Below are 24392 nucleotides of genomic sequence, written 5' to 3' on the forward strand. Positions count from 1 at the left end.
CCTTATTTTGTAACTTAAATTTTAATTGTAAATTATTTATTAGATTCATCTTTTTTATTTGCTTCTAAATTTTCAATAATTTCATCGACTCTAGACCAAGATTCAAAAGCAAGTCGCATATTTTCATGACCAATTTCTGTCAAGCGGTAGTATTTACGACGGCCACCTTGGCTTTCGTCTCCCCAATAAGAACTGATAATCCCATCCTTTTCAAGTCTTTTAAAGATTGTATAGAGCGTGGCTTCATTAAGCTCCATTTCTCCATTTGAGGCTTCTTTGACTTGCTTGATAATGCCATAAACATAATTATCCCCTTGTTTTAAGACATTGAGCAAAATGACATTGGTTTGGGCGCGTAACATTTCCTTTGGTATTTCTGCCATTCTTTTTCCTTTCTATCATTTTAAACAAAGTATATTATACTTCACATTACTATGTAAGTCAAGGTACTTGAATTTTTTATATAATTATTTTATTTTTGACTGATTTCTACTACATTAATATAGTAGAAAGTGGGTATTTTTATATAAATTAGTCAGCCCTTATTTTTTATTTATATTTTGTGAGCCCTTGTTATAAAAGCATTTTTTGGCAATAGATACAAACTTTCATTCAAAATTTTGTTATAATGGAATGATGTAAATTTGGGAGGATTCATATGGCAGCTTCAAGTACAAACAATCTGAAACTCGCTGAAAAAGGAGTTTGGGTTTCTATTATCGCTTATATTGTTTTATCCATTGGACAAATTGCTTTTGCAGCAATTGTGCATTCTAGTGCTCTTCAAGCTAATGGTTTTAATAATGTGACTGATATTATGGGAAATATTGCAATTTTGATTGGTCTTCGACTTGCTCGAATTCCAGCAGATAGTGATCATGTTTATGGTCACTGGAAAATTGAATCAATCGCTAGCTTAATTTCTAGTTTTATCATGTTTTTCGTTGGTTTTGAGGTTTTAAGAGAAACAGTTATGACACTTCTTTCTGGTAAAGAAGAAGCCATAGACCCACTGGGAGCTCTTGTTGGTCTATTCTCAGCTTTTGTCATGCTGGGCGTTTATCTTTATAATCGGGCATTGGCTAAAAAAACGAACTCACAAGCGCTGTCAGCAGCAAGTAAGGACAATCTCTCTGATGCGGTGACTTCTATTGGAACTGTGGTTGCTATTTTAGCAAGTAGCGTCGGCTGGGAGTGGCTTGATACTGCGATGGCTGTAGTTATTTGTGGTTTCATTTTAAAGACTGCTTATGATATTTTCCATGAATCTGTTTTTAGTCTCTCTGATGGTTTTGATGAAAATCTTGTCGAAGAATATCGCGAAGCAATTTGCTTAGTTCCAAAGGTAAAAGGGGTTAAGCTTGTCCGAGGTCGTTCTTATGGAAGTAATATTTTCCTTGATGTAGTGGTTGAAATGTCTCCTGATTTAAGTGTTTTCGAGAGTCATGAAGCGACCGAGTTCATTGAGAAAATGTTAATTGACAATTATGGTGTTTATGATGTTGATGTCCACGTTGAACCTGCTGCCTTACCTGAAGAGGAACATTACGCCAGTCGCTCACTTGAACTTTTGGCAAAAGAAGAACAGTTTTTAAATCTGGAAAATTTGGACAAATTAACTGACAGTACTTTTCAAGAAATTCTTGCTGATGGAAAAATCATCAGTGCTTCTGATAAATTGATAGATTTTGCAAAAATTACTGACGAAAATTCTGTCAGTAAAAATAATGACTCTAAAAATTCATTGACAAGTCTGTCAGTAATTCCATTAGCAATAAATCACTATAGTAGTTCACAAGTCAGCAAGAAAACATTTATTTTAACTTATGATTACTGGAAAAATGAACAAAATTTTGTGGTTACAAGTATCTGGCGACGCAATGACTATTGGCGCTGTATTTATAGACAGACAACTTTAAAAAGAGAGGAAAAGTGACTATGACCAATCTTCAGCAAAATCAGGAACAAATCATGACTTCTTTAACTGATTTATTTAATAAGATTGATGCCTATTACAAGCCACAAATGGAGGCTGAATTCTCAAATATTTCGTTATCAGAAATTGAAACGATTGAATTTATTGCTAAAACCCCTTATCCAAATGTGACCAAATTAGCTCATCATCTCTACATGACACGTGGTGCTGCCAGTAAAATCGCTAAAAAACTGCTCAAAAAAAATCTCGTTGAATCTTATCAAATTCCTCAAAATAAAAAGGAAATCTATTTTCGCTTAACAAAAGAGGGTCAAGAAATTAATGACCGTCACGAAAGTTTGCACCAAAAATTTTCAGAAAAGGATCAAGTTATCTTCGATGAATTAACTGATGAGTCTGTCAGCAATATTTTAGAATTTCTCAATAAATACAATAATCATCTTGATTCTGCTATTCGGAATAATATTGAAAAATAATTCTGTCAGTAAATTAATTTTTACTGACAGTTTTTTTTGTTTATTTTTTGTTGACACAGAAACAATGTTATGATATACTATTTTTGTTTCCAAGGAAACTGTGTAGAAAAGTGAAATCACAAGTCTATAGATTTCACTTTAGCAGACGCAAGTCTGCGCAAAAAACTTCCTAAGAAATCATCATCAATTATTGTAATTGAGTTCAGACCGCTAGAAGTTTATGAAAAAGACAAAATTTTGAACCTGCCTGTTGGGTAGAACCACCAATTTTTCTAAATTTCATCGCTTCAACACAGTCGGGCTCATATCTTATGGAGGTTTTACCTATGAAAATTAATAAACACGCCCTCACTTTTGGGCTTATCACCACTTTCCTGACAGGACTTGGTTTTACAATCATCTCACCAGTCGTTCCTTTTATGGTCGCACCTTTTGCTAATGCTCATGACCAAGCACTCATTGTCACTAGTTTAATGGCAATCTATGCACTATGTACTTTCTTTGCCGCTCCTGCTCTTGGTTCTTTATCAGACCGCTTTGGTCGTAAACCTATCTTACTGATTTCTTTAGCTGGCTCTGCTCTTGGTTATCTTATCTTTGGCTTAGCTGGTAGTCTCTGGATGCTTTTTCTCGGACGAATCATTGATGGTTTAACTGGTGGAAATATCGTGACCCTTTTTGCTTACTTCGCTGATATTACTGATGAAGAAAATCGAACTAAAGTTTTTGGTTGGACAGCCGCCGCTGTTGGTGTTGGAACAATTTCTGGCCCAACAGTTGGAGGACTTCTAGCTCATTTTGGCAATTCAGTTCCCTTTTACTTCGGCGCCCTAATCTCAATCGCCAATCTTCTTTACGGTGCATTCGTAATGAACGAGAGCTTGCCCGAAACTCATCGCACACGTAATTTTTCCCTTAAACAACTCAATCCTTTCACTCAACTTTTTCAGCTCTTACGCATGAAAAATCTCAATCGTCTGCTCTTTGCCGGTATCTTACTTTGGCTACCAAATGGTGCACTCCAAGCAATTATTAGTCAATTTTCATTAGATTCTTTTGCTTGGACGCCTGTATTAATTGGTCTAGCCATATCCATCATGGGTTTAATGGATATCTTGACTCAAATCTTTATCATGCCAAGACTTCTAAAATTAGCTAATGAAGATAAACTCATCCGTTTGGCACTAGTCTGCGAAATTATTGCTTACCTTCTTTTCGCACTTTCTGCTTTTTCTAAAATGTGGCCCTTCTTCATTCTGGCAATGTTTATCTTTGCTTTTGGAGATAGTATTTTTGGAACTGCCTTTAACGGTAAACTTTCAAAATCAGCGACTTCTTCCGAACAAGGTAAACTTCAAGGTGGAAGTCAAGCACTTCAAGCACTTACTCGCGTGATAGGCCCTTTAATTGGTGGACAAATCTATATCAGCCTTGGTCATTTCGCTCCAGCACTCATGGGATTTATCTTTCTAATTATCGCTCTACTTGTGCTATCAAAAACAAAGTCAGACCAAGAATGAATAAAAAAATCACCTCAAAAAGGTGATTTTTTATTTATTATAATTTTTCAGAAATTTCTTTGATTGATTTATCAACGTCAGCCTTTTGGCTATCAATCAAAGCAACACGTGCTGTGATTTGCTTGATTGCCATTTCGATTGAACGTTTCAAACCTTGATTTTCTAATTTTGGCTCAAAGAAAGCTTTATATTCTGCTAATTTATCAGCAGTTTTAAAAGTATTTCCTGGATAGATAACAAATTTATCATAACTCATATCTCCACCCAATTTTTCTTCAAGGAATGCCCAGTTTGCTTTTTCCCAAGCCCAAGCAGCATCTTGTGAGAAATCATTGCGCAAAAGGTAGAACCAAGAGAAAGCAATATCTTGTGGCTTAACAATATCAGCATTTTTGAAGCTTTCAAGCAATTCAGCAATGACTTTTTCATCCTTGATTAATGCGACAGCCCCTTCAAGCTCACGTTTAAATTCTTGCAAGCTAGTTTTAACATAAGTTTCACGATAAGTTTTAACCAATTCAGCAGAATTTGTCGTCTTAATTTCATTATTTAAAACAATTGGACGAATATCAGCCGGAATTCCTGCTAGATTTTCTTTATGTGCTGCAAAGATTTGACTGGCTTTTGCTTTGGCATCTGCATTCTCAGCATACAAAGTCTTACTCAAAACAATTCCACGAAGGCTCTCATCACCAGCAGATTCGCCAGCAACTTTATCCCAACCTAAGCGAGCATAGTTTTTAGCGAAAAGTTTTCCTACCAAGCTTTGGAAAGCTTTTTCAGTTTCTGAATCTTCATCAACAAAAAGTTCCAATTCGCTAATGAGTTGACTCAAACCAGTATTGACAAGGTAAGATTCTTCATTAGTAAATGCCGGCAAGATATTTACGACATCAGCATAAGAAATTACACCTGCTTTAGCCAATAATTTACGATCTTGCAAGATTTGGAATTTAGTGACATTCTCCAAAGTCTCAACTTCTGAGAGGAGGTCTGTTAACAATTGTCCTTTGTAATCAATAATGTAATGAGCCATATTTGCATCATTCAAAAAGAGGGCTTTACCATTATTTTTTGATTTCAAAGCAGCAAAACCAGGAATTTCAACTTTTTTAGAAGAAAGTAAGTCTGGCAATCCTGACCAATTTGTATTCAAAGGAACATTCCACAAACGTCCTTTATCAGCACCCTCACCAACGAAGAATTGTTTTTGACTCAAAACTAAAGTATCATCAATGACTTCGGCAGTAACGACAGGGTATCCTGGTTGGTTAACCCATGAATGCATGAAAGCTGCCACATCTTTTCCAGAGACTTCAGCCAAGGCATCCCAAAGATTATCTCCGACTGTATTTCCATATTGGTGGCGTTTGAAGTAAAGAGCTAAGCCAGCAGCAAAATCTTCATCTCCAAGCCATTTACGAAGCATAACCATCAAACGTGAACCTTTGGCATAGACGATTGCTGGGTCAAAGAGCGTTCCAATTTCATCTGGGTGAGTCACTTCAACGTGGACAGATTGGACTCCATCAGTTGCATCACGATTCAGTGCCATATTGGCTTCCGAGATTGAGAATGATTCCCAAACGTTCCAACTTGGTTCCAAAGCATCCATACAAACATATTCCATGTTGTTGGCAAATGATTCATTGAGCCACAAATCATCCCACCATTGCATTGTTACAAGGTCACCGAACCATTGGTGTGCCAATTCGTGTGCAATAACGGTTGCTACATATTGTTTGCTTTGAATGGTTGCATTTTCAGGGTCAACAAGCATGCAGACTTCACGATAAGTGATACATCCCCAGTTTTCCATTGCTCCTGCCGAAAAGTCAGGTAAGGCAATGTGCCAACTGTGTGGGAGTGGATATGGCGTTTTATAGTAATCTTCATAAAATTCAATTGAACGAATAGCAATATCAAGTGGGAAATCAAGCGCAGCTTCACTATGAGCTTTAGTTGCAAAAGCACCTACTTCAACACCAGATTTTGTTTTTCCTTTTTTAAATTGAAGTTCACCGAATACAAAAGCCAAAAGGTAAGAACTCATTTTGACAGTACGTTCAAAAACGTGAATTCCGTTAATATTCAAGAGTTCTGGCATGTTTGAAACAATGATGTCGCCTTCTTCTTCATCAAATTTTACTGACAAATCGAAGGTTGCTTTTGCTTCTGGTTCATCAATAGAAGGAAAGGCTTGACGAGCAAAATGGCTTTCAAATTGTGTACCAATGAGCATTTTCTTTTCGCCATTGACTTCATAGTATGAAGGGTAAATTCCCATCATGTTGTCAGTCAATTCAGCTTCATATTCAAATGAAACAGTCACGCGCCCTGTTTCACCAATTTTAACAACGATTTCTTCATCTTCTTCATTTTCAATGAAGTTTGTGTCGACACTAAAAGCACGAACTTTACTAAAGTGTAAACCTTTGGCATGAAAGGCAATAACACTATCTTTTGCTTCCCCAGTAATTGCCACTTGACCTTTTATTTTCTTGGTTTTACGGTCAATATCGAGGAAAATCTTATAATTTTCCGGAACAAAAGTTTCAATTAAACGTTTTACAGCCATGTTTTCTCCTAAATATTCAGTATTAATCTAATTATATCAAATTGAATAGAAAATTTCGAGTACAAAGAAAAATTACATCTATTCTTTTTACTACTAAAAAAGCTGCCTGTTGACAGCTTATAAATAGAAGACAAGCATCAATTGCAATTATCCCCTATTTTGTCAGTTATAACTATTTAGTAGCTGCTAGTGCTTTTTCATAATTTGGTTCATCAGAAAGCTCTGACAAAACTTCACTATAGACAATTTGACCATTTTTCACAACAAAGACGCTTCTGGCAAGACGTCCTTCAAGAGGACCACCATTTAAAATAAGACCATAAGCCTTTCCAAAAGTTCCATCATCAGCAAGAATTGTCATGTCAACACCTTCGGCTGCACACCAATTTTTTTGCTCATCTGCTGTATTATTTGAAATACTCAAAAAGTCAATTTCAGAATGTTTTGCTGCTTCAAGATTAAAATGTTTGGTTTGAAGTGAACAAACTCTAGTATTAATATCAGGAAAAACACTAATCAAAACAGGTTTTTCAAGTTTTGATAATTTAATTTTATTTCCTTTTAAATCTGTCAGTTCAAAATCAGGTGCATCACCACTTATTGTCGGATTTAGTGTTGCTATTTTTTCACCATGAGATGTGATATTCATTGTCATTAATGCTCCTTTGTTAATCTTTATGACTTCATTTTATCATATAATCTCAACTCATTTGGCTCTTATTGCTCATATTTTACTGTTAAATATTGACTTTCTAAAGGACTTGGAAGTAAAAGTGAGTCATCTTCTGATTTCACAAATTGATAATTGATTTTTGGAATTATTACTGTATGTTTCATGCTAGGCTCCTCCTTTTGATAAATAAAAGTATATCAGTAAAAACTTTAGAAAAACTTAGCTCATTCTCAAGTATAACTTAATAAAAAAATTACTGACAGATTTTTTTAGCACCTATTATTCTGCTAAAATTTCTGTCAGTAAATTTATTTTAGAACTGTGAAGTTATGATTCACACTTGCCTCAATTATCGGATGTTTCTTCAAATAATCAGCAATCAATTCGGTCATATCAACAGTAATTTCTCTAACAATCTTGTCCGCAGAAAACATTGGATAATTTCCACCCCCAACTGCGCGATATTGATTGACGACAATTTCTAAAATTTCGTCATCTTTTACCTGATGCCCCTTGAAATTTAAACGTACAATTCGCTGACCAATTTCTTTTTGCAAATCGATAGCATATTCAACTCCTTCATACATATCATAATTATAATATTCAGGTTTTGGTTCAATAAATCGTGGACTAAAAACAATTTCGCCACTTTCGTCAAGTTCAAGATGTTCCGCTGTCCGCTCTAAGGCAGCCTTTAAATCTGCACCTGTCACTCTTAAAACAGCTAAAGTGTTGGGATAAATATAATTTGTCAGAATCGATCTCATCGTAATTTCTTTTGCAAAACCCTTCGCTTCATTATTAAAAAGTGCAGTCCCAGAAATTTCGGTCCCTGTCGCTTCCATTTGTATTTTATTAATTAATTCAATATAAGGATGTTCAATCAATCGAGCAGTCATTGGATCACGAATAATCATTTCTCCATGAACTTCTCCCATTGGCTGGTCTAACCAATCCTCTGCTTCTTCACTCACAACGGATATCAGCTGATTGACCTCCGATGAGACTTTGCAATTCTCCGTTTTATGAAGTCTAGCGTTTGAAGCCACAACTTTTTTATGATTGTCTAATTCAAGTTCTATTTCCCCAACAAAAGCACCACGATAGCCTGGTTGAATAACTGGAACTCCAAAAAGATGGTCAGCAATTTCACGATGCTGGTGTCCAGTCACTAAGGCATGAATGTAATCTTTATACTCTTCAACTAACTGATAAGCCTCATTTTCCCCTGTCAAACTTTCTGTCGGAAGACCTGTCTGTAAATCTCGCTCAAAGCCTCCATGATATGCAACAATCAAAAGGTCAACTGATTGGCGCAAATCGGGCAGAATATCTTTTGCAGTTGTCAGAATAGATTGGAAAGTCAAATCTTCGATAATTGACGGTTTTTCCCAATGTGGAATATATTGTGTCAAAAAACCAACAATTCCAATTTTCACCCCCTGCGCTTCAATAATTTTATAAGCAGGGCCAAAAGCAGGTTGACCTTCATTATTCAATACATTCGCAGCCAAAATAGGATAATTTACCTGATTAACATAACTTTTTAAATAATCAATCCCATAATTAAACTCATGATTACCAAGCAATCCCACATCATAACCAAAAGAATTAGTGACATTGACCAAGTCTTTAATACCGCGACTTGATTTTTTAGCTAGATAATAAGCCAAGGGTGAACCTTGCAATAAATCACCATTTTCAATTTTTACAATAATTTCACCCTGCTCTTGAGCCACTGCTGTCAGTTCATCTATTTTAGATTTGGCTTTGGCCATTGAAAAAGGCAAATTCATTTCTCTTTCGGTGAAGTTTGTTGGGAGAACAAAACCATGTAAATCACTCGTTTCTAGAATTCTTATTTTCATATTATTTATCCCTTTGCTAATTTTTTCCGAATTCTTGATGAAATGAGTTCAACAAGGATAATTAAAACTAAAAGTCCCAACAAAATTGCACCAACGGCTGACCATTTATAACCAGACATTGCAAAACTCAATGGCGCACCAATTCCACCAGCACCAACTAATCCCAAAATAGCTGCATCACGCAGATTCATATCTAAACGGTAAAGTAAAATCGAATATAAATCTGGTAATAATTGGGGTAAAACTCCAAAACGAATTTTTTGAAATGTTGTTGCACCAGCTGCGTCCATAGCTTCAATAACACCCATATCCAAATCTTCAATAGCTTCAATAAATAGTTTTGCAATCATCCCAATTGACTCAAAACCAAGCGCCATTACACCAGCTGAAGAACCTAAACCAACGACTGGAATAAATAAAAGGGCATAAACAAAAGAAGGAATTGTCCGAATCGCCATCAAGACAAAACGAATCAGATAAGCTAACCAATTCGGAACCAAATTAGTCGCTGCAAGAAAAGAGAGTGGAATGGCAACAATTGCACCAACCAAAGTCCCAAGCAAACCAATTGCAAAAGTTTGTAGCAAGAGATAGGGTAAGCCAGTTTCAGTTAGGTTAAACATTAAACTGGTGTCTGGATGGAAAATCCCTGTGAAAATATTTTTGGCGATTAAAGCTCCATGTTCTGAAACGCCATGATAATGGACGACTGAAGTCGACCAAATCGAAACTGCTAATAAAACAATAAATATCAAAAGATAATAAAACCAGTTTTTAGGTCTATGATTATATTCTTCAATAATTTGTGAATTCATTTTTCCTCTCATTCCTAGGCAATTTTCTTACGAATTAATGCGCTGATTGAATCAATAATCATGACTGTAGCTAGAATAGAAATTAAAATCATACCAACAGAGGAAAAATCGCGAAAATTCACTCGGTCATTTAAGATATTTCCTATCCCTCCAGCCCCAACATATCCCAAAATTGCAGCATAGCGGACATTTCCCTCAAATGCATAAAGAGCAGTTGAAAGATAAGTAGGTAGGACTTGAGGAAAAACAGCAATGAAAAAGGCTTTTAAAGGACTGACCCCTAAAGCTTCTGCCGCTTCAAAAGGTCCCATATCAACGGTTTCAATCACCTCAAACAATTGTTTTCCTATGAAAGAAAAGGTAAATACAAAAATTGCAACAACTCCAGCAAAAGTTCCTAGACCAAAAATATAGGTTGCAATTAAAGCCAAAACCAAAGTTGGCAAAGTTCTTGCTAGCATAAAAATCAAACGAATGATGCCATTAACAAAACGATTTTTAAGGATGTTATTTGCCGCTAATATCGCAAATGGAACTGACAAAATTGCTCCAAGTAAGGAAGCAAAAAAGCTCATCTTAATCGTATCTAATAGTGGGGGAAGAACTTTATGAAAGTAAGCCCAATTTGGGGGAATCATACTTGCTAATTTTTGAAAAAAGAGACCACTTCTGCTAAGCGCACTAAAATCAAAATTTGTAAGAATAACAGAAAAAGCAATCAGTAAGATGATAATTAACCAAGTCAACCAAGTTCGACTGACTTTCTCTTCGACAACTTCTCCTGTAATAAGTTTTATTTTTTTAGGCTTAAAAATTTTATCGTACATTTAGGCCTCTTTTCTATAAACTTCATCCAAAATTTCTTTGGTTACCTCTTGTGAAGGACCATCATAAACAATTTTCCCTTTTTTTACAGCAATAATCCGCGAAGCGTATTCTAAAGCAAGTTCAACATGGTGAATATTCAGTAAAATTGTTTTATTGAATTCTTCATTAATTCTTTTAAAATCATCCATTACTTCTTTAGCTGTGACTGGGTCAAGTGCTGAAACAGGTTCATCAGCGAGTAAAATTTCACTTTCTTGACTAAGAGCACGAGCGAGTGATACACGTTGCTGTTGTCCACCTGAAAGTTGATCTGCTCGGATATAAGCTTTATCTAAAATTCCTACCTTATTCAGAGAATCTAAGGCAACAAGTTTATCTTCTTTTGAAAACAAACCAAAAATGACCTTAAATAAACTCATATCTGGTACACGAGCAAACATTACATTTTTCAAAACCGTCACTCTAGGAACTAAATTATAGGATTGAAAAATCATTCCCACATGTCTCCGAAATTTTCTTAACTCTTTTCCTTTAAGTCTTGACACTTCTGTATCATTCACAATTAACGATCCTGAAGTAATATCATTTAAACCATTAACACAACGAATCAGAGTTGATTTTCCTGCTCCCGATGTTCCAATAATAGCTACGAATTCTCCTTGATTGATTTGTAAATTAACATCCGTCAAACCTTTTGTGCCATTTGGATAAATTTTTGACACATTTTCAAATTTTATCATTACTTCTCCATCCTTCTTCACTAATGAAGGCTTTTTAATTAATATTAGTCAATTTCCACAAAAAGAGTCTGGAACTCATTGAGTAACCCAGACCCTTATTAAATGATTTATTTGTTCATTAGTTGGCTTTACTCATTGAATTTGCCACTTTAATGGCTGTTTTATAGTCAGCTTTTGTTGAATCAACATAGCCATCATGTGAATAAATGGCAATGACTTTCTTTCCTTCATCAGTTTTAGCCATATCTTTAATTGCTGCTGAGAGTGCTTTTTTGAAGTCGGCCGTCATGATTTTTGATTTTTCTGAAACCATGATTCCATCATTGGCAATGGCAGGTGTCACACCAATCACATTTGTATCATCCCAAATACTTTCTTTTGCACCGAAAGTTGTGGTCCACTTAGTAGCGTCATCCATTCGTGCATCAGCATATTCTGGCATTACATCAATTTGACCTGAAGCAAGTTGAGCCATTGCTGAATCATAAGAATCCATGGTAACTGTATTTTTTAAATCACGAATTGAATGTTTAAAGTTCTCAGTTAACCATTGCGAAGGATACATATAGCCTGCCGCAGATGAAGTTGATTCAAGCCCCCATTTTGCTTCGTTTAAATCTTTCCATGTCAAAGTTCCGTCGTTGGCTTCTTTAGCTAACTTTTTGCCCATTGGAGAATTACCAGCAATGATCAGCGAACGGTAAGAAGTCACTTCTTTATCGGTTTTAGTTGTTGGTTTGTGCTCATTCCAATATTTTGCAGAATCTGAGCCATCATTTGAAAGTCCTTTACGTGTTGCCATCAAGAGTGGAGTTGAACCATCTTGATACATGGCATAAGTTGTCGCTGACATTCCATAACCGACGTCAACTGAACCAGCATCAAGCCCTTCACCAACCGCTTGATAATTTGTACCAACACTAGTATCAATATTTTTTACTGTATAGCCTTGTTTTTTCAATTCAGATTTCAAAATATTTGCGATTGGTTTAGTCGCTGTGGTAATATCATCCGGATTTTTGGATGGAATAAATGAAATCTTTAAATTTGAAATGGTTTTGCTATCAGATTTTGATGCAGAGCTACTATTTCCACAAGCTGCAAGTAATGATACTGCAATTAGTGCACTTGCTGTAAGTCCAATGACTTTCTTCGATGTCTTTTTCATTATAAAAATGAATCTCCTTAAGATTTTTATCAATCGGTTGATGAATCGGTGTGCTTCACAAAATAATTCTAACCCATTTTAATTTATCTGACAATGACCTTTTTGTAAATATTCTGTTAACAGTTACCATTGTACGTAAATACCGAACTTTATTTTATAAAATTACATTATTTTGTTTTTTTATAGATTCATTTTTTATAAAATACAAAAAAAAAGTTTGCATTGTTTGTATATACCAAACTTTAGCTTGATGATGTATTGTTTGATAAGGCTGTCAAACTTTCTGCTATAATAAAGTTATGAAAAATTTAACTTTTACGGTCAACATGTCTGACCTTGGTTTAGAAATTCGTCTTCCATCAACTGCCTTTTTACGTATTTTTGATCAGAATAACGCACGTTTTGATTTGCAAAATGATGAGCTTTTCTTTTTACTAAAAAAAGGGCAGATTAAAATGATTGCCAATGATTTAGAATTAATTCCTAAGTTAGAATTTGATAAAGTCGTGATTTTAAATATGGCTGCCTATGATTTAGAGCTGGAATATCTAACGCAATATTTAGTTAATTTGGCTGAGGAAGCTGGCATTATTTTACGTGATAAAGCCGAGCCAATTAAAATTCCAAGCAATATCGAAAAAGCTTGTGCCACTTCTGCTGACGAGTTTTTGACTGCTTTAACTGCTTTTGGCATTAAATTAGAAAAGAAAAAAGCTTTTTCTCCTAAAGCACAACATCGCTGGAAAAAAGGACTTTCTGAAGTTGAATTTTTTGTTAATCGTTCCGACAGTAAAGCGACCATTATTTGGGAAAAATCCAATCAACTCGTGATAAAAGCCGGAGCAAAAATCGCCGAAAGCGGTGGAATGAAATCTGATGGTACACCAGGTTTAGCCTATCGTTTTACACAGACTTTAAGAGAAGAACAAAAAGCCAATTGGGATGCTAAAACATTCACAACTACTGAGGATATTGTCTTAAAATCAGTCAATGAAGTGGGACATTTCCTTTACTTCGCTGGAACAAATAGCTGGTTACAATTAGTTGATAAAGAAGGACGGACAATTCATGAATTATCTGTGGTCTAGTAATTTTTATTAAAAGATGACAATAGGACACCCAATCTGTGAAGTTCCCCTTGCTAATCTTTTTTTGTGGAGTTATAATATAGCAAAAGGAGGCGGTTACACGACTACTGCTTATCTGCTACTTGGCAATGACAAATCGCTAGAAACACCCGCGGGATTACCAATTGGAAAAATGTTTGCTTACAAAGAAATGGAAAAACTTTGGTTAAAAAAAGCTCAAGTGATAGTTGGCAATGACATTCAACTCCAAAAAATATATTTGTCCGAATTACTGACGAAAAAAAATGAAATAATTGATTATATCTTTTGTTATCCAGAGCTCAAACTTCATCTGAAAGAGCTTAAAGAAAGTTTTCCACAGACAAAAATATTAATGATTAATCAACTCTAAATAAAAAAAGTTACTAACAGAACTGTCAGTAACTTTTTATTTATTTCATGAGTTCATAGTAAAGTTGGCCCATATTTCCTTTAAAATCAAGGACTTCATCAGCAATTTTTACTTCAACAACTTCAATTTCATCAGCAATGGCATTATAATCGCTTTGTTGAAGGGCTAGGAAATCGTTGACTCCGTCAAATTCTTCAGTAAAGGTCATGCCATTTTGAAGTTTTCCAATTAATTTCATCATTAAACTTCTCCTTCTTCTATGTCTTCAAAAACGAGACTAGGTTTTGCATTTAAATCTAATCCTGCTTGAACTTTTTCTAAACCTTTTTTCCATTCGATATATGCTGCTGCTGCAATCATTCCAGCATTGTCACCACAGAGTCTTAAAGGAGGAATAATTAACTTTTCGTCAGTAATTTCTGCTGACAAACGTTCGCGTAAGCCTTGATTTGCTGATACTCCACCACCAATTATTAGCGTTTTTACTGGGTATTTTTCCATGGCTAATTTGGTTTTGGCCATAAGGACATCGACGACCGCAGCTTGAAAGGAAGCAGCTAAATTTTCTAAATCATCAGCAATCACGTCATTTCCTTTTTGATTTTCGTTATGAACGAGATTAATAAAGGCTGATTTTAAGCCTGAAAAGCTAAATTCTACTTCATGTGTGTTCATCATTGCTCGTGGGAAATTGTAAGTATCAGCTCCTTTGTGTGCTAATTCATCAATGACTTTTCCACTCGGATAAGTCAGGCCCATCACTCGACCAACTTTATCATAAGCTTCACCGGCAGCATCGTCACGAGTTTCACCAACTTTTTTATAGCTTCCTTCTTTTTCTACGTAAACAAGTTCAGAATGTCCACCTGAAACCAAAAGGGCCATAGCTGGATATTCAATGGTATCCACTAAACTTGCAGCCATCAAATGACCGGCCATGTGATTAACTGGAATCAAAGGAAGATGATTTGCCCATGCAAAAGTTTTTGCTGCCATGATTCCAACTAGCAAAGCGCCATTTAAGCCTGGACCTTCGGTCACCGCAACGGCCGTCAGTTGGTCAGCCGAAATTTCTGCTTCTTCAAGTGCTGCTTCAACACAAACAGTAATTTGTTCGACGTGATGACGGCTGGCAATTTCTGGCACAACTCCACCAAAGCGTTTATGACTATTGATTTGACTGGCAATGATATTACATAATAATTCATTTCCATTCTTTAAAATTGCCACTGAAGTTTCATCACATGAAGTTTCAAAGGCTAATATATAATTATCTTTCATTTTTAAAATTGCTCTTTTCTCATTAACAAAGCATCTTCAAGAGGTTTGTCATAATAATTTTTTCTTGTATGATAAATCTTAAAACCAAATTTTTCATAACATTTTTGAGCGGCAAGATTGGACTTCCGAACTTCCAAAAATAAAGTCCCACTAAATGTTAACACTTCTGTCAGTAAAAAACTCGCTAGTCCTTGCCCCTGAAAATCAGGATGAATAGCGATATTTGTAATTTCTAATTCATCCATTATTGTTGAAATTGCTAAAAGACCAACAATTTGCCCCTCTTCTTCTAGGAAGAAATAATCGGAATTTTCATTGATTATATCAGCTAAAATGTAAGCTTGTGTCCACGGTGATTCTTCGTAAGCAAGTGACAAAAGTTCATAAATCTGAGCTGATAGGTTTTCTATGGTTGGAAAATATTTTTTATCTTCTAATTTTTCTTCAAAGTAAGAGAGATGTTTTAGTTTCATTTTTTCAATTTCTTAATCATCCAAATGGCATCAGCACCGTCTTCATAGTACTCTGGCAATAATTTGTCAGTGACAAAACCTTGCCTACGATAAAGTCCTTGTGCTTTAGTATTGTCACGACGGACTTCCAAAGTCATCTCATTTTTTCCGAGTGCGCTCATCAATACAATCAGTTGTTCAATCAAAGTTGAAGCAATTTGTTGTCCTTGAAAGGCTTTAAACACTGCGAGATTAGTGATATGTGCATCTTGACCATGGTGATTGATTCTAGTTCCAATAAAACCAATGACACTGCCAGAAATTTCGGCCACAATGAAAAAGGCTTCATCATTTTTGACAATTTCATGTTCAAAATGAGAGAAGGTCCATGGAATATCTCCATTGTAAACATCTCGTTCAATCGCAAGCAAAGCAACAATATCAACTCTGTCTGCCAATCGATAGTGAACACCTTCTCGGTCATGTTCAAGTTCAATGTCAGCCATTTCTAAATAACGACGAGGATTAAATTTTTTTCCACTAAACCCTTTGAACGTAGTCGTCAGGAGTGTTTTCAGCTTTTTCATGACTTTCCAACCATTTCTCTTCGGCCTCAACTTTTTTGAGGTAATTTGGCACAAAAGCGTGCACATTTTCAGGAGTTAATTTTTCAGCAATCTTAGCAATTTCATAGGCTGACGGGAGCTTTTCTAAACTGTCAGAAATGATTTGTTCTTCAGAGAAACCAGCATTTTGAATTGCTTCAACGAAATTATCAGTTTCTCCTGTGAAAATAATTTGTTCAAATGAAGAAACTTTTTCTGATAAATCAGCCAAAAATTCACTAAAATTGCAATGTTGATCCGCAATTATTTGCTGATCATTTTTATAAAGAGCTGCATAGGCATTTCCACGTCTTGCATCAATTATCGGAAGCACGTAAGCATTTTTGTCTTGAACACGATTAGCAATTGCCAATAAACTTGATAGACCAACAAGCTCTTTATTTAAGCTAAAAGCCAATGTTTTTCCAACTGTCGCAGAAAGTCGCAAACCTGTATAAGAACCAGGTCCTTGTGCTACCGCAATCCGGTCAAGTTCTTTGGCTTCAAGACCAACTTGAGCCATCAAAAAATCAATGCTTGTCATCAAAGTTGTACTGTGATTTTTTTTCAAATTTAATGTTACTTCACCAAGTAATATTCCGTCAGCAACCACAGCTACTGACAAAGCCTTTGATGAGCTATCAAATGCTAATATTTTCATTTTTTACCTATAATATTTCTGAAAGTATGTTATTTTTTAATTACTGATAGACTTTTACTGACAGCCACTTATCCAATGCGACCTATCTACAAATAATTTTTATCTTCTCTGTCATCAGTTCTACTTCCTTATATTTTACCACGCTTGCCTTACAAGTTCCACCATTATTTTTTAGGAAGCGCTTCATTTATAAAATTAATGAACTCAACTTTCCATTTCCTTGCAAATATGCTAAAATGATAGTAATTGCAAAGAACAGCAAACACGAACTATTAAGAAAGGAACGAGCTTTTGCTCGTGATTTATAGAATGATTTTTAAAGTTTTCTACCAAAAAGATAATACCCGCTCACCACGTCGTGAGACTACTGAGGCTCTTTACCTCGACCTTGATGTTGCTACTAAAGAAGAAGGAGTTATCCTTGCACGCGAACTTCTTGCTAAAAATACTGCCTACCATGTAGAGTTTATTGACTCACTTTCTGATGAATCTGTCGAATATGAAAAAGAAACTGGCGTATTTGAAATCACAAGCTTCTAAGACTGACTGGAGTATAAAGGAGAGCACTTTAGATTTTTGTCAAAAATGACAGCAATCTAAAGTGATTTTCTTGTACCTTTAAAATTCTGTCAGTAAATATTACATTAAAAAACCGAACTGACCAACTTGTCAGTCAAAAAATAAAATAAAAAATCCAAAGAATAGGAGAAACATGCCAAAGCAACTTAAAATAAAAGCTGATGAAGTCGCAGTTTACGCCATTGGCGGACTGGGTGAAATCGGTAAAAATACTTACGGCGTTGAGTATAAAGATGAAATTATCATCATTGACGCCGGAATTAAATTCCCAGAAGACGATTTATTAGGTGTTGACTACGTCATCCCTGATTATACTTACATCGTTGAAAATATTGATCGTATCAAAGGTCTCTTCATCACTCACGGACACGAAGACCACATCGGAGGAATTCCATTCCTCTTGAAACAGGCCAATATTCCAATTTATGCTGGACCATTGTCACTTGCGCTCATTCGTGGAAAGCTCGAAGAACACGGACTTTTACGTGATGCTAAACTTTATGAAATTCATGCAGATTCAGTCATTAAATTTAATCATTTAAGTCTTGACTTCTTCCGCACGACTCACTCAATTCCAGAACCTTTAGGGATTGTTGTAAATACTCCTCAAGGTAAAATTGTCGCTACTGGTGACTTCAAGTTTGACTTCACACCAGTGGGTGAACCTGCTGACCTTCACCGAATGGCTGAACTTGGAAGCGAAGGCGTTTTACTCCTTCTTTCTGACTCAACCAATGCTGAAATTCCAACTTTTTCACATTCTGAAAAAGTCGTTGGTGCAAGCATCATGAAAATTTTTGAACGTATTGAAGGTCGAATTATTTTCGCTTCATTTGCCTCAAATATTTTCCGTTTGCAACAAGCCGTTGATGGAGCAGTTAAGACTGGACGCAAAATTGTCGTTTTCGGTCGTTCAATGGAAAAAGCAATCGTGAATGGTTTGGAACTCGGTTATATCAAAGCTCCTAAAGGAACTTTCATTGAACCAAATGAAGTTAATCAATACGCTTCACATGAACTTTTGATTATGTGTACAGGTTCGCAAGGTGAGCCAATGGCTGCACTTTCAAGAATTGCCAACGGAATGCACCGTCATATTACCTTACAAATGGGCGATACGGTTGTCTTCTCATCAAATGCTATTCCTGGGAATACCCACGGTGTTAACCAATTGATTAACAAAATCGCTGAAGCTGGTGTTGAAGTTATTTATGGTAAAATGAACAACATTCACACCTCTGGTCATGGTGGGCAACAAGAGCAAAAACTCATGTTACGTCTCATCAAACCGAAATACTTTATGCCTGTTCACGGTGAATATCGAATGCTCAAAATTCACGCTGGACTTGCTCAAGATACTGGTGTCCCTAAAGAAAATTGTTTCATTCAAGAAAATGGTGACGTCCTTGCATTAACTGCTGACAGCGCAAGATATGCCGACCATTTCCCAGCCTCTGACACTTACGTTGATGGTTCAGGAATTGGTGATGTCGGAAATGCCGTTCTCCACGATCGTCATGAACTTTCAGAAGATGGAATTGTCCTTGCGGTTGCAACCGTTGACTTTGAAAAGAAAACCGTTCTTGCTGGCCCTGACATGCTTTCGCGTGGATTTATCTATATGCGTGAGTCTGGTGATTTGATTCGTAGTGGCCAACGTGTCCTTTTCAATGCCATTCGTGAAGCGATGCATGAAGAAAATGCAAATGAAGCTTCTGTGGCTCGTGCGATGCGTGAAGCACTCTCACCATTCCTTTATAAACAAACTGAACGTTCACCACTTGTTGTTCCAATGATTATGACACCTGATGAATAATATTTATTAATAAAAAAGGCTGAATATATAATGATTCAGTTTTTTTTATTGTCCTAAAGCAACACCTTAAAAATAAAAATACCTAAATAAAGCTCATTCCAACAATAGATTATACCAAGTAGAAATATATTCTAAGATTATAGTAATCATAGATAAATTTTACTTTATAAAAATTTAATGCTATTATTATAAAGTAATAAAAATGGAGAATAAATCTTATGAAAAAAACAATCCTTTGGTCAGCTACATTTTTGAGTTTATTTGCCTTAGCTGCCTGTTCAAATTCTAAAAGTTCTGAAAATCAGACCAAAAGAGAAAATACTTCTAGTTCTAAAGTTACCTCAAGTTCAAAAACTAGCAATAGTAAAAATTCTGCTACTCATTCTACGAACACTTCTCCTTCAAGCAGTCAAGCAAATACCAATAATTCTGAAAAAGTACAAAAAAGTTCTTCACCTTTATCTGGATATAGCGCTGAACAGGTTGAGTATGCACGCGTAACCGAAACCCTTCTAAGTTATTATAAATATGATTATCAACCTGTTTCTATCAGTGTTACTAAAAATGGAGCTAATCACCAAGTCTTTCCTTTTTCCGGTTCTGTAGTTGTTCCTCAGGACACAGTAACATTATCTTTTAGTTCTGATAATACAATGGCTGGGACCACTATTGTTACCTATAGCTCTAATCATAATGGGTCAATCAATTTTTATAAAGATCCAAATCATTACCATGACGAAAGATATCTTAAAGATTCTGCTTGGGTAAAAGAAGAATCTCAAAAACTATTGGACAGTAGCCAAACGCTTGCCATTCCAACTTCATTTGATGAACAAGCTGCTCAAATCATTTCTAAGATAGAAATTAAATAATAATAATTCATCTAATCTAAAAAATCTCTGATTATTCAGAGATTTTTTTGTATTCTTTGGTAAATCTTTGATGAAGTTCTTCTTTTTCTTCTTGACCAATAAAGGCGCCATCAATTGCGTAATGATTTATTTTTTCAAAATCAGAAAGAGAAAAATCTGGGTACCAAGCTGAGATTTTCTCATATTCTTTGCTTAAATTTGTAGCCGAAACCATTCGATTATCGGTATTTAATGTCACGTGTATTCCTTTGTCATAAAGTTCTTTAAAAGGATATTGCGCAAGCTCTGTCACCGCTTTTGTTTGAAAATTGCTAGTCGGAGCCATTTCTAAAACAATTTGTTTTTCAATCATCATTTTTTGTTCGGCTTCGGACAGATTTTTAGTCATAATTCCATGTCCAATACGACTTGCCCCCATTGCAATTGAATCTAAAATATTTTTCTCACATGCTGGACATTCTCCAGCATGAAGCGTCACATTGACACCCTTAATTTTTATATCATGAATCAAATCTACAAATTTTTCCTGTGGATAATTTAATTCATCACCCGCCATATCAAATCCGACAAAATGTTCATCAGGAATCTTATCAAAAAGTGGCAGCAGTTTTTGTAATTTTTGAATTGGTTCTTGTTTTAATCCACAAACGAGTGCATTTGCTCTTATATCAAAATCATTTTCTGCACGAGAAAGGCCGGCAATGACAGCCTCTACTGCTTCTTCAAGGGTTAGATTTTCTAAGAGATGTTGACTTGGAGCAAAACGGATTTCAATATATTTAATATTATCATTTGCTGCCTGTCTGACAACATCATAAGCAGCTAACTCTAAATTCTTATAAGTTTGCAAAAGTGGTAAGACGAAATCAAAACGTTGCAGGTATTCTAGCAAATTTTTTGTATTTTCTGGGGCTTGTGCCTTTTCTAAAATTTCCTCATCGGACATTGTCATATGAATTCCAGCATTTTTAGCGAGTTCTTTAATGACTGACAAGCTAAGCGAACCATCAAGATGGCAATGAAGTTCAACTTTTGGCATTTGAGCAATAATTTCTGATTTAAGCACGAGTTTCTTCCTTTTCTTTTTCATCCAATATTATTTTACATGATATAAAAGATTTCGAGCTATATAGCTCGAAGTCCTTCAAAAATGTATTTTTACTATTCTACGCTTTTTTGTGAGAAAAAGCAATTATCATCTTTACGCATTTATTTTATCTTGTGGATAAGATTTTTTTGGCTCAATTAAGCCATTTTTTTGTAATTATCCCCAATTTATCTTAACTTATTCACAGTTTTTGGGGAAAAAGTGAAGAAAATGTGGATAAACTTCTTAATTCTTAATAAAAAAACAAGCGGAATTTTTAATTTCCGCTTGTTTTTAAGATTAATTTCCCTCGACATTTTCCACAGCGATACTTTTTTGTATCAATTTTTCTTTGTCGAGGATAAAGTTGGCCGCAATTTTGACAGCTATAATAATATTTTATCTTCTTATCAATCACTGAGGGAGCATATCGTAAGCCACCAACTTGTGACAGAAGCCTTTTAAAATCAGCATCTCGATGTTTATAACCTCTTTTAGACCGATACAGATGATAATGAGTTAATTCATGAAGTATCACTCCTTCAAAATCTTTAAGTTCAGCCATTTTAGGATTAAAATCAAGATGTAAATCTTTGGGAAAGAAACGACCACCAGTCGTCCGTAGGCGTTGATTCCATTTTGCTTCGTGGTCAAATGATCGCTTAAAATATGTGAGTGATATTTCTTTTACTTTTGCTGTCAATTCTTGATTAGTTAACACTTTTCCTCCTTTGACAGACTCGCACAAACGACTGTCAGTAAATTTTACTGACAGCTTCGCTTAATGAAACTAGAATCAAAAAAATTTACTGACAGATTATTTTTCTCGTGGGTTCACTAAGGTTAAATTAATTTTCCCTCTTTGTAAATCGAGAGATTTAACCCAAACCGTTACGATTTGTCCTACAGCGACAACATCACTTGGATTTTTGACAAAAGATTTGCTCAAATCAGAAACGTGTGCCAAGCCATCATTTTTAATTCCGATATCAATAAAGGCACCGAAATCAACAACATTACGAACTACACCTTCAAGTTGTTGACCAATTTGTAAATCTCCAGCTGACAAAACATCTTGTCTTAAAATTGGGGCATCAAAACTATCACGCAAATCACGGCCTGGTTTTTGTAAATCATTGATAATATCAGTCAATGTTTCCTGACCAAGACCAAGTTTTTCAGCCATTTCAGGAATATTTACTGACGAAAGTTTGGTCAGCAATTCTTCGTTACTGACAGGTTTATCAGCGGAAATTTCCGCCAAAAGTTGTTCCGTCACTTTATAAGATTCTGGGTGAACACCGGTGTTGTCAAGGAAATTTTTACCTTCTGGAATTCTTAAGAAACCTGCCGCTTGTTCAAATGCTTTAGCTCCCAAACGTGGGACTTTTTTTAGTTCCGCTCTTGTTTTGAGTGCGCCATTTTCTTCACGATATTTTACTACATTCTGTGCCAAACTTTTATTAAGACCAGCTACGTGTGAAAGCAAACTAGGACTGGCTGTATTGACATTAACACCAACTTGGTTAACTACTGTTTCCACGACAAAATCAAGATTTTCTGTTAATTTTTTCTCAGAAACATCATGTTGATATTGACCAACACCAATGGCTTTTGGTTCGATTTTTACAAGTTCAGCCAATGGATCTTGCAAACGGCGTGCAATCGAAATTGCTGAACGTTTTTCAACAGTCAATTCTGGAAATTCTTCACGTGCCAACTCGCTCGCTGAATAAACAGAGGCTCCAGATTCACTGACAATCACATAATAAACATCAGAAAAATTATTTTCCTTGAGTACTTCTGCAACAAAACTTTCAGATTCGCGACTGGCAGTTCCATTCCCAATCGCAATCATATTCACACCATATTCTCGAATGAATTTTGCTAAATCTTTTTTCGCTTGAGCAATTTGACCTGCATTTGCTGGCTTCACAGGATAAATGACCGTTGTCATCAATAATTTACCTGTCTCATCAACAATAGCAAGCTTTGCTCCAGTACGGTAAGCAGGGTCAAATCCCATGACTACACGCCCTTTAAGCGGAGCCACCAATAATAAATTTTTCAAATTTTCGCCAAAAACTTCGATGGCAGAAGCTTCAGCTTTTTCTGTCAATTCAGTCCGAATACTACGTTCCATAGCCGGAATCAATTTTTTCTTGACAGCATCTTTAATCGCCACTTGCATCATTGGATTATTTTGAGCAGCAAAACGGGCGGCAAAATAACGTAAAATTTTATCTTCGTTATTTTCAAATTTTACTGACAGAATCCCCAATTTTTCACCACGGTTTAAAGCCAATACACGATAATTTGGTAATTCTGAAACTTTTTCTGAGAATTCATAATACATTTGAAAAACTTGCTTTTCATCAACGGCATCTTTTTTCAAACTACTTGTCAGTAAACTATTGTTTTTGATTTCACCAGTCAGCCATGAACGCAACCGTGCATCCTCAGAAATCGCTTCTGACAAGATATCCACGGCACCTTCCAAAGCTTTTTGAGGACTTGTAAAATTCTCATTGACAAATTTTTCAGCTTCTTCTTCAAGATTCGCTGAATTTTTTACAATCAATTGAGCCAAAGGAAATAAACCATTTTCCTTTGCAATCGTTGCTTTTGTGCGCCGTTTTTCTTTGTAAGGCAAATATAAATCTTCAACTTCTGTTAGTTTTTCAGCAGCCAAAATTTGTGCTTTTAGCGAATCAGTCAACTTACCAAGCTCTTCAATTTTTGACAAAACAGCCGTTTTACGTTCTGATAATTTTGTCAGTAAATTATCTTCATCAATAATTTTTTTGATTTCAACTTCGTCAAGTGAACCTGTTGCTTCTTTACGATAACGAGCAATAAACGGAACTGTGTTCCCCTCTGCCGTCAATTCTAATACTTTTTCAACTTGTGAATTGTTAATATTCAACAATTCAGCAATTTTTTTAACATTTTCCACTT

Annotated in this window: 24 protein-coding genes; 8 read left to right on the plus strand and 16 right to left on the minus strand. The window is 35.5% G+C overall.

The genetic code is table 11. The features are described from left to right. Window positions 1–32: 32 nt before the first annotated feature. Complete coding sequence (locus IAE51_RS06205; protein ID WP_003131688.1) at window positions 33–383, minus strand: PadR family transcriptional regulator; 351 nt, start codon at window positions 381–383, stop codon at window positions 33–35. Between the two features lie 275 nt (window positions 384–658). On the opposite strand from IAE51_RS06205, the gene IAE51_RS06210 reads away from it, so the two are divergent. The 3 genes from IAE51_RS06210 (at window position 659) to IAE51_RS06220 (ending at window position 3932) form a co-directional block, all read left to right on the plus strand. After that, window positions 659–1936 (plus strand): cation diffusion facilitator family transporter, encoded by a 1278-nt coding sequence (locus IAE51_RS06210; RefSeq protein ID WP_021722392.1) that lies wholly within the window; start codon window positions 659–661, stop codon window positions 1934–1936. Window positions 1937–1938: 2 nt separating this feature from the next. Beyond that, window positions 1939–2412 carry a MarR family transcriptional regulator gene (locus IAE51_RS06215; RefSeq protein WP_003131690.1) on the plus strand — a complete coding sequence of 158 codons (474 nt, stop codon included), beginning with the start codon at window positions 1939–1941 and terminating at the stop codon, window positions 2410–2412. 326 nt (window positions 2413–2738) lie between these two features. Further along, a complete protein-coding gene (locus IAE51_RS06220; protein ID WP_010905276.1) occupies window positions 2739–3932 on the plus strand; it encodes a tetracycline resistance MFS efflux pump in 1194 nt (397 codons plus the stop codon). A 37-nt stretch (window positions 3933–3969) separates the two neighbouring features. On the opposite strand, the gene IAE51_RS06225 is transcribed toward IAE51_RS06220, so the two are convergent. The 7 genes from IAE51_RS06225 to IAE51_RS06255 all read right to left on the minus strand — a co-directional run bounded on the left by IAE51_RS06225 (window position 3970) and on the right by IAE51_RS06255 (window position 12602). After that, the gene (locus IAE51_RS06225) at window positions 3970–6510 is read right to left on the minus strand and encodes a M1 family metallopeptidase (RefSeq protein WP_085623584.1); all 2541 of its coding nucleotides are present in this window, start codon (window positions 6508–6510) and stop codon (window positions 3970–3972) included. Between the two features lie 172 nt (window positions 6511–6682). After that, the gene (locus IAE51_RS06230; RefSeq protein WP_017864087.1) at window positions 6683–7165 is read right to left on the minus strand and encodes a peroxiredoxin; all 483 of its coding nucleotides are present in this window, start codon (window positions 7163–7165) and stop codon (window positions 6683–6685) included. Between the two features lie 326 nt (window positions 7166–7491). Further along, entirely contained in the window at window positions 7492–9051 is a 1560-nt protein-coding gene (locus IAE51_RS06235; RefSeq protein ID WP_200094993.1) for a bifunctional UDP-sugar hydrolase/5'-nucleotidase, read from the minus strand. A gap of 5 nt (window positions 9052–9056) precedes the next feature. Next, the gene (gene phnE / locus IAE51_RS06240) at window positions 9057–9866 is read right to left on the minus strand and encodes a phosphonate ABC transporter, permease protein PhnE (RefSeq protein ID WP_010905273.1); all 810 of its coding nucleotides are present in this window, start codon (window positions 9864–9866) and stop codon (window positions 9057–9059) included. Between the two features lie 14 nt (window positions 9867–9880). After that, on the minus strand, window positions 9881–10693 hold the full coding sequence (gene phnE / locus IAE51_RS06245; RefSeq protein WP_012897159.1) for a phosphonate ABC transporter, permease protein PhnE: 813 nt from the start codon (window positions 10691–10693) through the stop codon (window positions 9881–9883). Next, on the minus strand, window positions 10694–11434 hold the full coding sequence (gene phnC / locus IAE51_RS06250; protein ID WP_033900408.1) for a phosphonate ABC transporter ATP-binding protein: 741 nt from the start codon (window positions 11432–11434) through the stop codon (window positions 10694–10696). Window positions 11435–11552: 118 nt separating this feature from the next. Beyond that, window positions 11553–12602 carry a phosphate/phosphite/phosphonate ABC transporter substrate-binding protein gene (locus IAE51_RS06255; RefSeq protein ID WP_033900407.1) on the minus strand — a complete coding sequence of 350 codons (1050 nt, stop codon included), beginning with the start codon at window positions 12600–12602 and terminating at the stop codon, window positions 11553–11555. Between the two features lie 299 nt (window positions 12603–12901). Between IAE51_RS06255 and IAE51_RS06260 the strand changes: the two genes are divergently transcribed. Both IAE51_RS06260 and IAE51_RS06265 read left to right on the plus strand, forming a co-directional pair. Further along, window positions 12902–13690, plus strand: coding sequence for a hypothetical protein (locus IAE51_RS06260; protein ID WP_017864083.1), 789 nt, complete (start codon window positions 12902–12904; stop codon window positions 13688–13690). Between the two features lie 16 nt (window positions 13691–13706). Beyond that, window positions 13707–14081 (plus strand): hypothetical protein, encoded by a 375-nt coding sequence (locus IAE51_RS06265; RefSeq protein WP_200095036.1) that lies wholly within the window; start codon window positions 13707–13709, stop codon window positions 14079–14081. A gap of 40 nt (window positions 14082–14121) precedes the next feature. On the opposite strand, the gene IAE51_RS06270 is transcribed toward IAE51_RS06265, so the two are convergent. From IAE51_RS06270 to tsaB, 5 genes are read right to left on the minus strand one after another with little or no spacing between them, the layout of a single operon-like run. Further along, window positions 14122–14322 (minus strand): DUF4649 family protein, encoded by a 201-nt coding sequence (locus IAE51_RS06270; RefSeq protein WP_003131704.1) that lies wholly within the window; start codon window positions 14320–14322, stop codon window positions 14122–14124. Further along, window positions 14322–15362: a tRNA (adenosine(37)-N6)-threonylcarbamoyltransferase complex transferase subunit TsaD gene (gene tsaD / locus IAE51_RS06275; RefSeq protein WP_200094995.1), complete on the minus strand. Its 1041-nt coding sequence runs from the start codon at window positions 15360–15362 to the stop codon at window positions 14322–14324. Before tsaD ends, IAE51_RS06270 begins: the two co-directional genes overlap by 1 nt. Window positions 15363–15364: 2 nt before the next feature. Then, window positions 15365–15835, minus strand: a complete 471-nt coding sequence (gene rimI / locus IAE51_RS06280) for a ribosomal protein S18-alanine N-acetyltransferase (RefSeq protein ID WP_129881371.1) — start codon at window positions 15833–15835, stop codon at window positions 15365–15367. Further along, window positions 15832–16401 (minus strand): ribosomal protein S18-alanine N-acetyltransferase, encoded by a 570-nt coding sequence (gene rimI, locus IAE51_RS06285; protein WP_010905268.1) that lies wholly within the window; start codon window positions 16399–16401, stop codon window positions 15832–15834. The genes rimI (IAE51_RS06280) and rimI (IAE51_RS06285) overlap by 4 nt, the downstream gene beginning before the upstream one ends. After that, window positions 16355–17080 (minus strand): tRNA (adenosine(37)-N6)-threonylcarbamoyltransferase complex dimerization subunit type 1 TsaB, encoded by a 726-nt coding sequence (tsaB, locus tag IAE51_RS06290; protein WP_021722407.1) that lies wholly within the window; start codon window positions 17078–17080, stop codon window positions 16355–16357. The genes rimI (IAE51_RS06285) and tsaB overlap by 47 nt, the downstream gene beginning before the upstream one ends. Window positions 17081–17389: 309 nt before the next feature. On the opposite strand from tsaB, the gene IAE51_RS06295 reads away from it, so the two are divergent. From IAE51_RS06295 to IAE51_RS06305, 3 genes are all read left to right on the plus strand, one after another. Beyond that, window positions 17390–17620 (plus strand): RNA polymerase epsilon subunit, encoded by a 231-nt coding sequence (locus tag IAE51_RS06295; RefSeq protein WP_003131711.1) that lies wholly within the window; start codon window positions 17390–17392, stop codon window positions 17618–17620. A 172-nt stretch (window positions 17621–17792) separates the two neighbouring features. After that, window positions 17793–19475, plus strand: coding sequence for a ribonuclease J1 (gene rnjA, locus IAE51_RS06300; RefSeq protein ID WP_003131712.1), 1683 nt, complete (start codon window positions 17793–17795; stop codon window positions 19473–19475). 218 nt (window positions 19476–19693) lie between these two features. Beyond that, window positions 19694–20347: a hypothetical protein gene (locus IAE51_RS06305; RefSeq protein WP_200094998.1), complete on the plus strand. Its 654-nt coding sequence runs from the start codon at window positions 19694–19696 to the stop codon at window positions 20345–20347. Between the two features lie 31 nt (window positions 20348–20378). Here IAE51_RS06305 and add read toward each other — a convergent pair whose 3' ends face one another. From add to IAE51_RS06320, 3 genes are all read right to left on the minus strand, one after another. Next, on the minus strand, window positions 20379–21437 hold the full coding sequence (gene add / locus IAE51_RS06310) for an adenosine deaminase (protein WP_081041081.1): 1059 nt from the start codon (window positions 21435–21437) through the stop codon (window positions 20379–20381). A gap of 274 nt (window positions 21438–21711) precedes the next feature. After that, entirely contained in the window at window positions 21712–22155 is a 444-nt protein-coding gene (locus IAE51_RS06315) for a SprT family protein (protein WP_026138856.1), read from the minus strand. A gap of 96 nt (window positions 22156–22251) precedes the next feature. Continuing rightward, the gene (locus IAE51_RS06320) at window positions 22252–24390 is read right to left on the minus strand and encodes a Tex family protein (RefSeq protein ID WP_058211345.1); all 2139 of its coding nucleotides are present in this window, start codon (window positions 24388–24390) and stop codon (window positions 22252–22254) included. Window positions 24391–24392 lie beyond the last annotated feature (2 nt).

The organism is Lactococcus sp. S64 (assembly GCF_016516525.1).
In the GTDB taxonomy this organism is placed as follows: Bacteria; Bacillota; Bacilli; order Lactobacillales; family Streptococcaceae; genus Lactococcus; species Lactococcus lactis.